The organism is Enterobacter sp. Li2LvB3, from assembly GCF_056156645.1.
Genome location: NZ_JBSICG010000003.1, coordinates 190,212 through 204,233, shown reverse-complemented (window position 1 = coordinate 204,233; position 14,022 = coordinate 190,212). Strand labels below are relative to the sequence as shown.

The window sequence follows — 14,022 nt, the reverse complement described above, 5'->3', positions numbered from 1 at the left end:
CGACAACACCCGGACTGCTTCATACAGCGCCTCATCGTGCTGCTGTTGAACCGTATTCGCATTTCGGGATTGGAAATTGAGGCTTTTGTGGAAACATGTCAACACACAAAAGTGTTTTAAAATTGTTAAGATAGTCTTGAATATAATTCATTTATATATCACAAAACCCTTCAAATGAAAGCCACATTAAAGTCAATATAAAATAGTAATACTGGTGACTATTGTTTGTTCAAATCTATATTTTAATGTGACCAATTAGACTGTTAAATGTCTAATAGTCTGCCAAATGCCGCGTACTGCAACACTTCGTAACACCTGATTACCACTCTCCAGTGCTTCGCAGCCTTCATCTTTAAGCCCTGTGAAGTCCAGTTTCCAGTAATTTTAGCCAGCAGCAATGCGCTCCCTATAAGCTTCCGGTCTTTGTTTTAATCTGGTTAATTTTTTAAAATTGATGTAAAAATACGCAATCTCAGACTTTATTTGAAGTGCAAATAAAACACTACAAAGTTTGATGTTAGTCATGTTTCAGTGTGAGGCGTCTAACAGAAATTGACTTGCACAGTGTGTGTGCTGACAGGATAAAACATAAAGATCACCACTTGCGGCGATCTTTTATAGACATTTTATGAGGATGATTTTCGGAATAAAAAAGAGTAATTAGTCAATCAATAGTGTTCCATGGCGACACATTTCCTTTTGGTCATTGACGATGAAAATCCCCCAACTGATCACCAGCGCGGCGCAGTGGTCGGCAGGGTATTCGACCATTCCGGCTGGCAGAGCATCTTTGTAATGAGTGGCCCGTTACTGCTGAGTGCCGTGAATGTTTCTTTAAACTCACGCACCGCCATTTCTGGTAGCTGTGCGTCTTTGTGGCAAAAACGCAATCTGGCGTATTGTTCACATTAATTCATCCTCTAAAGGACACCTGCTCCATGCTCAAGATCCTCGGCAAAACCACCTCGATAAACGTTCGCAAAGTACTCTGGACCTGTGAAGAAGCCGGGCTGGACTATCAACAGGAAGATTTCGGCATCGGTTTTGCCTCGACGGAAACGGAAGAATTTCGCGCCCTGAACCCGAACGCGATGGTGCCGGTGCTGATTGATGGCGAGTTTGTGTTGTGGGAATCCAACTCCATTTGCCGCTATCTGGCGCGCAAAGCCGGGCGCAACGACTTGCTACCTTCTGATCCAAAAGCCTGCGCGAATGTTGAACACTGGATGGACTGGCAAGCCACAGAATTCAACAACGCCTGGCGCTACGTCTTCCCGGCGCTGGCACGTAAGAACCCGGACTATAACGACCCAGACCGCATAGCCGCAGGCATTAAAGAATGGAACCACTGCATTGGCATCCTTGAACAACAGCTCCAGCGCACAGGGGCGTGGGCGGCGGGCGATACCTTTACCCTTGCGGATATCGTGCTGGGATTGTCGGTAAACCGCTGGAAAATGACGCCGTTCGAGCACCCTTCTGTCCCGGCCATCGATGCCTGGTTTGCGCGCCTTAACCAGCGTCCGGCATTTTTACGCCACGGCAATAACGGAATGGTGTAAGGCTTATGCGCCGGCTCACGTTGCGGGGTTAAAGCAACTGCCCCAGCAAACGTTGCATATTGTCGTCACAGGAAGTCTCGTCAGGCCGGTTAACAATACTGCCGACCAGGCTCAGCAACGCTTGTTTGTTCTCCTCGAGCTGTTTTTGCATCGTCTCAATTTCCGCAATACGTGTGTTCAGGGACTGGATCAGTCCCTCATGATCCCACTGTTTTTGCGGTTGTGGCAGAAAGCGGCGAATTTGCTCAAGCGAAAAACCGGTGCGCTGCGCGTTGTCGATAATCTTCAGCAGATTTGCCGCTTGCGCAGAATAGGTGCGATACCCGTTGCCTTGTCGCGAGGGCCTGGGAAGCAGGCCTTCCGCTTCGTAAAAACGAATTCGCGATGGTGTAATTCCCGTGATTTTTGCCAGCTCGCCAATTTTCATTTCCTCTGCCCTTGCCTGTTGACCTTAAAGTTAACTTTAAACTTATACTTTTTGCACGGTCAACTGACGATCGCAAAATGAGTCTTCACTGAGGAGCTGAAATGCAAACCATTCTGGGCGCCAGCGGGCAAATTGCCCGCGAACTGGCCCGCGAGTTAAAGCGCGATTACACCGATGACCTGCGACTGGTCAGCCGCCATCCGCAGAAAGTTAACGACAGCGATGAGACGTTCGCCGCCGATCTGCTCGATGCGCAGCAAACCCGGAACGCGGTGAAAGGCAGTGATACGGTCTATTTTGCCGCCGGTTTGCCGCCCGACTCCGCCCTGTGGGAGCGTCAGTTCCCGGACATGCTGAGAAACGCACTTGAAGCCACCCGAATGGCCGGGGCCAAATTCGTCTATTTTGACAATACCTATATGTACCCCCAGAGCAACGCACCGCAAACCGAAGAGACATGCTTTGCCCCGCGCGGGCGAAAAGGAAAAGTGCGGGCAGAGATGGCAGACAGAGTGCTTGATGAGATGAAACGTGCAGAGATCCCCGTTCTTATCGGACGTGCGCCCGAGTTTTACGGGCCCGGAAAGACGCAAAGCTTCACCAATGCGCTGATCCTCGACAAACTCAAAAGCGGCAAACAGCCGCGCGTTCCGGTACGTGACGATAAACTCCGCACGCTCATCTGGACACCTGACGCCAGCCGCGCGCTGGCCGTGCTGGGCAATACGCCCGACGCCTACGGTCAGAGCTGGCATTTGCCCTGCTGCGATGACCGTCTTACCTACCAGCAATTTGTCACGCTCGCCTGTGACATCTTCGGCCAGCAGGCGGATTACAGCGTCATCAGTAAACTGGCGTTTACTGTGGCAGGAGTCGTTTCGAAGGGTGCCCGTGAAATACGCGAACTGCTGCCGAGGTATGAGTTTGATAACCTGTTTGAGTCAGCAAAATTTAAACAGCGCTTCCCCGATTTCGCCGTCACCACCTACCGTGAAGGGCTGGAGAAAATCAGGCAGGAATGGAACAAGTCCGGCACGTTGTAAGGTAAACCGCGTCGCCCGCACACCGGGCTCGCGGCCCAATATGTGACGGTGTCACATTTCATTTTCGTCTTTAGGACTATTCTGTCTCTCCCATAGCCAGCCCTTACCTCATCTGGCCTGACACAAGGTTTACTCATTAATCATAGGGTTACTGATTTCCCCTCTTCGCTGGAACCCTTCCCGGTCACTTGCTATAGCTCATCTACCCCTGCCAAAACATGGCATAACAACAGGCAACCTGTGGTTGCTATAACGCATGAGCACAGGGAGACACACCGCAATGCACGCGTCATTACTAAAACGTTCTCTGCTTTTTATCGCCGCCATTATCGCTGTCCTTGCTCTTCTGATCTGGGGCATTGGGCTTGAGACAATCAAAGCGCGCCAGGTTGATTTGCTCTACCTCGGGCAGCAGCACCTGATACTGGTTTTCTCGTCGATGTTCTTCGCTCTGCTGATTGGCATCCCAGGCGGGATCTTGCTGAGTCGCCCCGCAGCACGCGGGATAGCAGAATACGTGATGCAAATCTTTAACGTGGGCAATACCCTGCCGCCGCTGGCCGTTCTGGCACTGGCGATGGTGGTGATCGGCATTGGCGATAAACCTGCCGTTATCGCGCTGTTCCTGGCGTCTCTGCTGCCGATTGTGCGAAACACCTACGCCGGATTGTGCTCGGTTCCAGCGTCCTTGCTGGAAGCCGCGAACGGCATCGGAATGACGCGGCGGCAACGTCTGCTTCAGGTCGAAATCCCCAACGCCTGGCCGGTGATGCTCTCCGGTATTCGCATTGCCACAGCGATCAACGTAGGTACGGCACCATTGGCCTTCCTGATTGGTGCCAGCAGCTACGGTGAGCTGATTTTTCCCGGCATCTACCTTAACGATTTCCCGACGCTAATTTTAGGCGCAGCGGCCACCGCCCTGTTCGCCCTTATCCTCGATACCCTGCTGGCTGCACTGGGTCGCGTGATGAGTCCGCATCTCGCTCGATAACAATAACAAGGAGCTTTTATGAGATTACTTTCCGGCCTCACGGCGCTCTGTGCTGCGGCGCTTTTTTCCAGCCAGACGCTCGCCGCGCCGCTGATTCTGGCGACCAAGAGCTTTACCGAGCAGCACATTTTGTCGGCCATGACGGTGCAGTACCTGCAAAAGAAGGGCTTTCAGGTGCAGCCGCAAACCAATATCGCAACGGTGATTTCCCGTAACGCGATGATCAATAAGCAGATTGATATGACCTGGGAGTACACAGGTACGTCCCTCATCATCTTTAACCACATCAACAAACGCATGTCGCCGCAGGAATCTTACGAGACGGTAAAACGCCTGGACGCGAAGCACGGTCTGGTCTGGCTCAAACCCGCGGATATGAACAACACCTACGCCTTTGCCATGCAGCGTAAGCGCGCCGAGGCCGAGCACATCAATACCCTGTCGGAGTTAGTGGCTAAGATTGAGCAGATCCGAAAAACCGACCCGGACAACAACTGGCTGCTGGGTTTAGACCTGGAATTTGCCGGGCGCAGCGACGGGATGAAGCCCCTACAGGCAGCGTACAACATGGCGCTGGATCGCCCGCAAATCCGTCAGATGGATCCGGGGCTGGTTTATAACGCCGTGCGCGATGGCTTTGTCGATGCCGGGCTGATTTACACCACCGACGGGCGCGTGAAGGGTTTTGACCTCAAGGTACTGGAAGACGATAAAGGCTTCTTCCCGAGCTACGCGGTGACCCCTGTGGTGCGCAAAGACACGCTGGCGGCCAATCCCGGGCTGGAAGAGGCGCTGGATACCCTTTCGGGCCAGCTCAACAACGACGTTATCACCGAACTGAATAAAAAAGTGGATATCGATCATCAGTCACCGCAGCAGGTCGCCCGTGATTTCCTGCGTAGCAAACAGATGCTGTAGGAGGCGCTATGGATACCGTTCATTACATCCTTGATAACTGGAGCTACCTGTTAACCCTGACGCTACAGCACCTGTGGCTGGTGGCGCTCGCCGTTGGCTTAGCCATCATCACGGGCGTGCCGCTGGGTATTTTGATTGTCCGCCATAAATGGCTGGCCACGCCCGTACTCGGTGTTGCCACTCTTGTGCTGACGATTCCTTCTATTGCCCTGTTCGGCCTGATGATCCCGCTCTTTTCGCTGATCGGTCAGGGTATTGGTGCCCTGCCCGCTATTACGGCGGTGTTCCTCTACTCGTTACTGCCGATTGTGCGTAACACCCATACCGCGCTCGACAGCCTGCCGCCGGGCTTGCGGGAAGCAGGACGTGGCATCGGTATGACCTTTTGGCAGCGCCTGCGTTGGGTCGAAATTCCAATGGCGCTGCCGGTGATTTTCGGCGGGATCCGCACCGCCGTGGTGATGAATATTGGGGTCATGGCGATTGCCGCCGTCATCGGCGCGGGCGGGCTGGGCCTGCTGTTGCTTAACGGCATTGGCGGCAGCGATATCCGAATGTTGATTGCGGGCGCACTGATGATTTGTCTTTTAGCGATTGTGCTCGACTGGCTGCTGCATCGCCTCCAGGTCGTGCTGACTCCAAAGGGGATTCGATAATGATAAAACTGGAAAATCTCAGCAAACACTTTTCACAGAAAGAAGGGCTGACCGTGAAGGCTGTCGACAACGTCAACCTGAATGTCCCCGAAGGGGAAATGTGCGTCCTGCTTGGCCCTTCCGGGTGCGGGAAAACCACAACCCTGAAGATGATTAACCGCCTGATAACCCCCAGCAGCGGGACGATCCTCATCAACGGCGAAGACACCAGCACCATGGATACCGTCACCCTGCGCCGCAACATTGGTTACGTCATCCAGCAAATCGGTCTGTTCCCGAATATGACCATTGAAGAGAACATTACCGTGGTGCCGCGCATGTTGGGCTGGGACAAAACCCGCTGTAAAACCCGCGCGCAAGAGCTGATGGACATGGTGGCGATGGATCCGCATAAGTTCCTGAACCGCTATCCCCGTGAGATGTCCGGCGGGCAACAGCAGCGTATCGGGGTGATCCGCGCTCTGGCGGCAGATCCGCCAGTGTTGCTGATGGATGAACCTTTCGGCGCCGTCGACCCGATTAACCGTGAGGTGATCCAGAATCAGTTCCTGGAGATGCAGCGTAAGCTGAAAAAGACGGTAATGCTGGTGAGCCACGATATCGATGAAGCGCTAAAACTTGGCGACCGGATCGCCGTCTTCCGTCAGGGGCGGATAGTTCAGTGCGCCAGCCCGGACGAGCTGCTGGCGAAACCGGCGAATGAGTTTGTTGGCTCGTTTGTCGGGCAGGACAGAACCCTGAAACGCCTGCTGCTGGTTTCTGCCGGTGATGTAACCGATCAGCAGCCTACCATCACGGCGCGTGAAGCGACGCCACTGCCAGAAGCCTTTGCCACAATGGATGACAACGATATCCGCGCCATTACCGTGGTGGATGACCAGGGTAAACCGCTGGGCTTTGTGAAGCGCCGTGAAGCGCGGAACACCAGCGGAACGTGCCGCGATATCTTGCACCCGTTCCGCATGACGGGCAAAGCCGAAGATAACCTGCGCGTGGTGTTATCTCGTCTGTATGAGAGCAACGCCAGCTGGATGCCGATTGTCGATGAAGATGGGCGCTATAACGGAGAAATTTCTCAGGATTACATTGCAGAGTACCTGAGCTCAGGGCGCACACGTCGGGCGCTGAATATTTCTAGCGAGAGCTGATACCAGGCCGGGCAATGCCCGGCCTTTTTTCGCACGCATACCTTTTGCTAACCTCGCGATTTCCCATCACAATATTGTATCTTTCCCGTTTACGCGTGCCCCATGCAACGTCTTCATACTTACCCCGACATTCGCGCCATGTTTCGCCGGTTCCTGATTGCCACTCTTACAGGCGTGCTGGCCGCGTTGGCTGTTGCTGTTTTTCGCCACGCGATGTTTCTGCTTGAATGGCTGTTTCTGGCTAACCAGAGCGGCAGCCTGGTGAATGCTGCGGGCGCACTTTCCCCCTTGAGACGGGCACTCACGCCGGCACTGGGTGGGCTGGCGGCGGGGTTATTGCTGTGGGGATGGCAACGGCTGACCGCACAACGCCCTCAGGCGCCCACCGATTACATGGAAGCCCTCGAAACGGGTGACGGGCAGTTCGACTACGGCGCCAGCCTTGTTAAATCGCTGGCATCTTTGCTGGTGGTATCCAGCGGCAGCGCCATTGGCCGTGAAGGCGCGATGATCCTGCTTGCGGCGCTCGCCGCATCGTTTTTTGCCCAACGCTTCACCCCGAAATCAGAATGGAAATTGTGGATTGCCTGCGGTGCCGCGGCCGGGATGGCCAGCGCCTACCATGCGCCGCTGGCCGGAAGCCTGTTCATCGCGGAGATTTTGTTTGGCACGCTGATGCTGGCCTCACTTGGTCCGGTGGTGATTGCGGCCGTTGTGGCATTGCTCACCACGCGTCTGCTCAGCCCGGGTGCCAGTACGCTCTATGAGGTGCATCTTAGCGACACGCTGACCGCCGTTGATTATGCGCTCATGCTGGGGATGGGACTGCTGGCGGGCGTGTGTGGCCCGTTGCTGATGTGGCTGATGAACGCCAGCCACGCTCTTTTTCTGCGGCTCAAGCTCTCGCCGCCGTTCCAGCTTGCGCTTGGCGGCCTGATTGTCGGGCTGTTGTCGCTACTGACGCCAAAAGTCTGGGGCAATGGTTACAGCGTGGTACAGGCATTTCTGCTCTCCCCGCCGTTGCTGGCGGTAATTGCCGGGGTCTTTATCTGCAAATTGCTGGCGGTGCTGGCAAGCAGCGGTTCGGGCGCGCCGGGCGGGGTGTTCACCCCGACACTGTTCGTCGGTATGGCGACAGGAATGCTGTTTGCGCAGATCTTCGCGCTATGGTTTCCCGGTTCAGAAACCGCGATTTTGCTGGGGCTGGCGGGAATGGCAACGCTGCTGGCGGCCACCACACATGCACCGATTATGTCGGCACTGATGGTCTGTGAAATGACCGGACAGTATTCGCTGCTGCCCGGTTTACTGGTTGCGTGTGTGATTGCCTCGGTGCTGTCGAGAACGTTACGCCACGACTCTATCTACGGACAACATCCTACCGAGCGCGGAGAGATTGATATACTGCGATAGCTCGCGCTGTTCGGCACGGGGCAGATACGGCAACTCGCCAACTAATGGCGCAGGCAGTTTTTTGCTCAGCACATCGATAATTTCAGCGTAATGCGCCAACCCCGGATTGATGCGGTTTGCTACCCACCCCATCAATGGCAGGCCGTCATTGGCAATCGCCTGTGCTGTCAACAATGCATGGTTGATGCACCCTTCCTGAATGCCCACCACCATAATGACCGGCAGTTGTTCCTGAACAACCCATTCTGACAGCGGGCGCAAATCATTCATCAGGCTGCGCCAGCCGCCCGTCCCCTCGACAACAACGTGGTCAACCTTTTCACTCAGGTTTGCCAGTCCGTCGGACAACAGGGTGTAATTGATAAGGCCGCTGTGCGCCACGCTGCTCTCATCTTCGCTTAACGCGATAGGATTTACGGCGTGATACGGCAATTCCAGCGTTGAGACACTTTGCAGGACCAGCGCATCTTTATTACGCAGTCCTTCAGGCGTCTCTTTACTGCCTTTTGCGACCGGTTTGTACCCTGCTACATGTTTACCGTTTGCCGCCAGGGCTTGCAGCAAAGCACGGGACACAACGGTCTTGCCGACAGAGGTATCAGTACCCGTTACAAAGAAACGCTTAAGCATGACTCATCCCACCTCTTGGTGATGCCTCGAAAATATAAACCAGGTAAATAATTCAGTGAGGGAAGTCTAAGGGATGCATACGCTACCCGGCTTGAGATAGCGCAATTTTTCTTACATCTGTGGAAATGAGTTAGCCCTGGAGCAAACGAATCAGTAACGAACCGTTGTACATGGCGTCTTTTACCAGCGCCGCACCGGCCATGGTTCCCTGGTTCGAGAACTGGGTGCTTTCGACCACGATATTCTTACTGTATGCAGGGAGTGACTGCTGGCGAATGCAATCTGAAATAGCCGGGAACAGGATGTCCGCCGCCTGGCTGAGCGGTGAGCCAATCAATATCTTTTGCGGGTTAAACAAATTCACCATGATGGCGAGAATGCGGCCGACGTTATTGCCCACACCGGTGATGATATCTTTTGCCAGCAGATCGCCCTGCCTCGCCGCCGCACACAGGGCATCAACCGTTAACGGCTGGCCATGCAACGTAGAACTCATCGACTGGCTCAGTCGCACCTGCGCGAGTTCCATCACGCTTTCAACGCTGGCGATGGTTTCCAGGCATCCGTGGTTACCGCAGTAGCAGCGCTTACCATAGGGATCGACCTGAGTATGGCCAATTTCCACCAGGCTGCTGCTACCGGCATGAAGCAGACGACCATCAGTGATGACTCCGGCTCCCACGTTATGATCGATAACCACCTGAATAACGTCGCGTGCGCCGCGGGATGCGCCAAACAGCGCCTCTGCCATCGTCCAGGCACTGATATCGTGCTGAATATAGACCGGCACGCCGGTATGGTTTTTCAGCACTTCGCCAAGCGGCATCTCTTTGACGCCATCGTAAAACGGCATCCGATGCACAATCCCGTTTTCCGTGTCGATGATACCCGGCATGGTGATGGCAATCGCCGTTAAGCGCTCAAGACGCTGCTGATGGCGAATAAAGAACTGGTCAATATGCGTGAGGATCGCGTCCAGAAGTGACTGTTCGGTATCAAGCGGCAGCTCCAGGCGGTCTTCAACCACCAGTTTGCTGCTCAGATCGCGCAGGGCGAGGAAAATTTCGCCACGGCTGATACGCAGCGACAGGTAGTGCCACGCCTCGGTTTCCACCACCAGCCCCACCGCAGGGCGGCCACGGCTGCCCGGCTCCTGAATTTCGGTCTCCTGAACCAGATGTGCTTCCAGCATTTCACGAACAATTTTGGTAATACTGGCAGGTGCCAGTTGTGCCAGGCGCGAAAGATCGATACGCGAAACCGGACCAAGCTGATCAATCAGGCGATAAACCGCGCCAGCGTTGGTCTGCTTAATCTGATCAATGTGCCCTGGCTGACTATCAGCAACCACCTCGTACTCCCTTATTTTCGAGCTTCGAAATAAACTGTGGGCTATGGTGAAGCACTTCAATGGTGCTCGTCAAATATTTACTTAGCCATGTGATTTACTGCACATTTTTTCCCGCTTTCCTTAAACATTTCGCCCCCGCGAAGCCGTCATCAGCTGCGTTTTGAAACGCTGTGCCGCATGACTGAGTTCCCGGTGTTTTGACCATACCAGCCACATCTCAGAAATGGCATCGTCCTCCTCAATGGCCACCCAGCGCATTTCCCGCAACTGTACCCGCTTAAACGAAGCTGGAAGGATAGAAACGCCAAGCCCGGCGGCTACCAGGCCGATAATGGTCATCGCCTCGCCCACTTCTTGCGTAATTGTCGGGGTAAGACCGTAACGACGCATCAGCCCCAGAATGTCGTCATATAACCCGGTTCCTACCTGCGGGTCGAAAAAGACGAACGGCTCTTTAGCCAGTTCAGCCAGTGATACCGTGGCGCGCGAGGCCAGCGGGTGATCATGCGGGATCATCGCCATCAGCGGCTCACGCAGGATAACCTGCCATTCAAGCGAGTCCGGCAGCTGGGTGTTTCGCATCAGGCCCAGGTCAAGCGAGCCTTCATTCAGCGGGGCGATTTGTTCGCGGGTGTTGATTTCACGGGTCTGAATATGGACATCCGGGAAATGACGGCGAAACGACGAAAGCGTGGCCGATACCGCGCTGATAAAGGGGGCGGATGAGGTAAAACCAATGCGCAGTTCACCGGCCTCCCCCAGGTAGAGTCGCTCTGCCCTGGCGGCAGCGTCATCGACCATGCTCAGGATCTGGCGGCTATCGACAAGAAACTGTTTCCCCGCTGCCGTCAGGCTCACACTGCGGTTGGTCCGTGCCAGTAAGCGCGCCCCAATTTGCTGCTCCAGGATCTGAATTTGCTGGCTTAACGGTGGCTGGGAGATATTCAGACGGGCAGCAGCGCGACCAAAATGCAGCTCTTCTGCCACGGCAATAAAGTAGCGCAGGTGACGCAGTTCGATATTCATATTTTTAAAGTATCATTTGAGATTATTAATATATTAGACAGAATATTTACATTTTCCTACCCTGATCATGTGGTCATACCCGTCACCAGCCAATCACGGGGATGTTTAAGCAAGGAAACTGTGTGAGTCGTACAACAACCATTGATATCGCGCCGGCAAGCGATATCGATGATTTACCCCCAGCATCACAGCCGGTTCAGTTCATTAAACGTGGTACTCCTCAATTTATGCGCGTCACGCTGGCGCTCTTCTCAGCAGGCCTGGCAACCTTTGCCCTGCTGTATTGCGTTCAGCCTATTCTGCCGGTCTTGTCCCATGAATTTGGCGTATCCCCTGCCAGCAGCAGTATTTCGCTCTCAATTTCCACCGGGATGCTGGCTATCGGTTTGCTGTTTACCGGGCCACTTTCAGATGCCATTGGCCGCAAGCAGGTTATGGTAACGGCATTAATGCTGGCCTCCGTCTGTACGCTGCTTTCAACCATGATGACCAGCTGGCACGGCATCCTGGTGATGCGTGCCCTGATTGGTTTATCGCTTAGCGGGGTCGCTGCGGTCGGGATGACCTACCTCAGCGAAGAGATCCACCCCAGTTTTGTGGCCTTCTCGATGGGGCTGTATATCAGCGGTAACTCGATCGGTGGAATGAGCGGACGCTTGCTGAGCGGGGTGTTTACGGACTTCTTTAACTGGCGTATTGCGCTGGCGGTCATTGGCTGCTTTGCCCTGGCCTCTGCGCTGATGTTCTGGAAAATTCTGCCTGAATCACGCCATTTCCGCCCGACGTCCCTGCGTCCGAAAACGCTGTTTATCAACTTCCGTCTGCACTGGCGCGATAAAGGGCTGCCGCGGCTGTTCCTGACCGGCTTTCTGTTGATGGGTTCGTTCGTGACCTTGTTCAACTATATTGGTTATCGGCTGATGCTCTCTCCGTGGCATCTTAGCCAGGCAGTGGTCGGCCTGCTCTCTGTCGCCTATCTCACCGGCACCTGGAGCTCACCCAAAGCCGGGGCGATGACCGCGCGCTTTGGACGTGGCCCGGTTATGCTGGTCTCAACAGGCGTGATGCTGCTCGGTCTGCTGATGACGCTGTTCTCCTCGCTGTGGATGATTTTCGCCGGGATGCTGCTCTTCTCCGCAGGCTTCTTCGCCGCACACTCGGTCGCCAGCAGCTGGATTGGCCCACGCGCGCGCCGCGCCAAAGGCCAGGCCTCATCGCTGTACTTGTTCAGCTATTATCTGGGATCCAGTATCGCCGGGACGCTCGGCGGTGTGTTCTGGCATAACTACGGCTGGAACGGTGTGGGCGGGTTTATTGCGCTGATGCTGTGTATGGCGCTGCTGGTGGGGAGTAGCCTTCACCGGCGTTTGAAATAATGTTCCTCAATGACCCCGTATAACCGATTATGCGGGGTTTATCTTTTCCAGATTAATTTTACTTAATTCAACGTTAAGTATAATCAACGCATTATAGCTATTTCGTACATATACCCGTCATATCCTCTTTCCCTAAGCTTGTCTTCTTTATGGCATAAAGAGGGATTTTGACATGGCTATTCCAGGCAATATGTGGTTGTACGATGATGGCGGCACGCTTATCAAAGGCGGTTGTGATGTGCAGCACAGAGAATACAGCATTGAGTTCAAAGGGTTTCATCATAATCTTTCGACGCCAACCGATAACCTGACAGGTCAACCTACTGGTAAACGTATCCACTCTCCGATGATGATCGTAAAGGAATTCGATTACTCATCACCCTATCTCTATAAAGCCGTCGCCACTGGTCAGGCTCTGCAAAAAGCCGAACTCAAGTTCTATAAGATTAATGACGCTGGTCTGGAAGCGGAATACTTCAATATTCTTCTGGAAGGCGTGCGAATAGTTTCTGTATCACCTGCCATGGCCGCTCCGGGCGACAACAATAACAATCACCTCGAAACTGTTGAATTGCGCTATGAGAAAATTACGTGGAAGCATAACGACGGCAATATTATTTTCTCTGACGCATGGAATGAACGGGCGACGGCTTAACTGGGGTATTGGTATGGATACGACCGAAGAGATTAACGGAACCTACTTCTACAGAGGCCATTCAAACGTCACTCCGGGTGAGTTACTCGAGATCATTTTTCTGGAGGAGTTCTGCCTGGAATTAGGGATAGATGCCGTTTCAGGTGCGGCAATTTTGGGTGGGCAACCATGGCTAGGTACCCGAACTAAGCCAGGGACAGCCATTAAAGGAACAAGCGTAATTTCAAAGTACGCACGAATGATTTTGAAGGATGTTAAAACCCCATTCGGAATTCGAGTAAAAACGCCGGTGGGAGTCAGGATGAGAACAACAACCAGCCTTGCCGCTGTTATTGCCCGCTATTGTCCCTGGTTGGGTTGGGGATCATTAGTTACCTCCCTTTACAGGATTTCGACGCGCACTCAGGAGAAATATAACCTGATTGCACGACCTAAAGACCGTATACAGTGGACCTCATTCTAATGTTAACTGACGAAATTACCTCTAAAGTTCTTGATATGTTCAACGATGAAATTTCACGTGAACTTGACGATGACTGGAATGAGATATTGCTGGAACTCGATTCTGATTTATTCGGCTCTCCAGGTGATGACTTTCATGATGCATTAAACCGGTACGAGAAAGAGTTTAATGTGGATTTGTCTGGTGTGAATTGGTCTCGTTATTTCCCCTGGCAGAATACACCTTTATTAAAGCGCTGGTTCAAGTTAAAGCGGGAAGAAGTAGAAGCAAACCGCATCCCGTTGACCGTAAGAATGTTTGCAGAGTCCGCAAAAGCAGGAAAATGGCTCTACGACTGAACTGACGAGGGGCTTCACGCCC

General features: G+C 53.7%; 15 protein-coding genes. 11 read left to right on the top strand and 4 right to left on the bottom strand.

Annotation, left to right across the window (positions count from 1 at the left end):
- Positions 1–938: 938 nt before the first annotated feature.
- Positions 939–1,562, top strand: a complete 624-nt coding sequence (locus ACS603_RS03975; RefSeq protein WP_315688458.1) for a glutathione S-transferase family protein — start codon at positions 939–941, stop codon at positions 1,560–1,562.
- Positions 1,563–1,590: 28 nt separating this feature from the next.
- Here ACS603_RS03975 and ACS603_RS03970 read toward each other — a convergent pair whose 3' ends face one another.
- Entirely contained in the window at positions 1,591–1,989 is a 399-nt protein-coding gene (locus ACS603_RS03970; RefSeq protein ID WP_474943792.1) for a MerR family transcriptional regulator, read from the bottom strand.
- Between the two features lie 101 nt (positions 1,990–2,090).
- Between ACS603_RS03970 and ACS603_RS03965 the strand changes: the two genes are divergently transcribed.
- The 6 genes from ACS603_RS03965 to clcB all read left to right on the top strand — a co-directional run bounded on the left by ACS603_RS03965 (position 2,091) and on the right by clcB (position 8,161).
- Positions 2,091–3,032, top strand: coding sequence for an NAD-dependent epimerase/dehydratase family protein (locus ACS603_RS03965; protein ID WP_474943791.1), 942 nt, complete (start codon positions 2,091–2,093; stop codon positions 3,030–3,032).
- A 280-nt stretch (positions 3,033–3,312) separates the two neighbouring features.
- The gene (gene osmY / locus ACS603_RS03960) at positions 3,313–4,026 is read left to right on the top strand and encodes an osmoprotectant ABC transporter permease OsmY (RefSeq protein WP_315688455.1); all 714 of its coding nucleotides are present in this window, start codon (positions 3,313–3,315) and stop codon (positions 4,024–4,026) included.
- 18 nt (positions 4,027–4,044) lie between these two features.
- Positions 4,045–4,944: an osmoprotectant ABC transporter substrate-binding protein OsmX gene (osmX, locus tag ACS603_RS03955; RefSeq protein ID WP_474943790.1), complete on the top strand. Its 900-nt coding sequence runs from the start codon at positions 4,045–4,047 to the stop codon at positions 4,942–4,944.
- Positions 4,945–4,952: 8 nt separating this feature from the next.
- Positions 4,953–5,600, top strand: coding sequence for an osmoprotectant ABC transporter permease OsmW (gene osmW, locus ACS603_RS03950; RefSeq protein WP_182060844.1), 648 nt, complete (start codon positions 4,953–4,955; stop codon positions 5,598–5,600).
- Positions 5,600–6,748 (top strand): osmoprotectant ABC transporter ATP-binding protein OsmV, encoded by a 1,149-nt coding sequence (gene osmV / locus ACS603_RS03945; RefSeq protein ID WP_182060843.1) that lies wholly within the window; start codon positions 5,600–5,602, stop codon positions 6,746–6,748. Before osmW ends, osmV begins: the two co-directional genes overlap by 1 nt.
- A gap of 102 nt (positions 6,749–6,850) precedes the next feature.
- Positions 6,851–8,161, top strand: coding sequence for a voltage-gated ClC-type chloride channel ClcB (clcB, locus tag ACS603_RS03940; protein ID WP_182060842.1), 1,311 nt, complete (start codon positions 6,851–6,853; stop codon positions 8,159–8,161).
- Here clcB and bioD read toward each other — a convergent pair.
- From bioD to ACS603_RS03925, 3 genes are all read right to left on the bottom strand, one after another.
- Positions 8,096–8,791, bottom strand: a complete 696-nt coding sequence (gene bioD / locus ACS603_RS03935; RefSeq protein ID WP_182060841.1) for a dethiobiotin synthase — start codon at positions 8,789–8,791, stop codon at positions 8,096–8,098. The genes clcB and bioD overlap by 66 nt on opposite strands.
- A gap of 130 nt (positions 8,792–8,921) precedes the next feature.
- Entirely contained in the window at positions 8,922–10,142 is a 1,221-nt protein-coding gene (gene mlc / locus ACS603_RS03930) for a sugar metabolism global transcriptional regulator Mlc (protein WP_182060840.1), read from the bottom strand.
- Between the two features lie 120 nt (positions 10,143–10,262).
- Entirely contained in the window at positions 10,263–11,168 is a 906-nt protein-coding gene (locus ACS603_RS03925; RefSeq protein WP_182060839.1) for a LysR family transcriptional regulator, read from the bottom strand.
- A 122-nt stretch (positions 11,169–11,290) separates the two neighbouring features.
- On the opposite strand from ACS603_RS03925, the gene ACS603_RS03920 reads away from it, so the two are divergent.
- From ACS603_RS03920 to ACS603_RS03905, 4 genes are all read left to right on the top strand, one after another.
- Positions 11,291–12,544: an MFS transporter gene (locus tag ACS603_RS03920; protein ID WP_182060838.1), complete on the top strand. Its 1,254-nt coding sequence runs from the start codon at positions 11,291–11,293 to the stop codon at positions 12,542–12,544.
- Positions 12,545–12,716: 172 nt separating this feature from the next.
- Entirely contained in the window at positions 12,717–13,199 is a 483-nt protein-coding gene (locus ACS603_RS03915; protein ID WP_182060837.1) for an Hcp family type VI secretion system effector, read from the top strand.
- 13 nt (positions 13,200–13,212) lie between these two features.
- Complete coding sequence (locus ACS603_RS03910; RefSeq protein WP_182060836.1) at positions 13,213–13,662, top strand: STM2901 family protein; 450 nt, start codon at positions 13,213–13,215, stop codon at positions 13,660–13,662.
- Positions 13,662–14,000: a DUF1493 family protein gene (locus ACS603_RS03905; RefSeq protein WP_182060835.1), complete on the top strand. Its 339-nt coding sequence runs from the start codon at positions 13,662–13,664 to the stop codon at positions 13,998–14,000. The genes ACS603_RS03910 and ACS603_RS03905 overlap by 1 nt, the downstream gene beginning before the upstream one ends.
- Positions 14,001–14,022 lie beyond the last annotated feature (22 nt).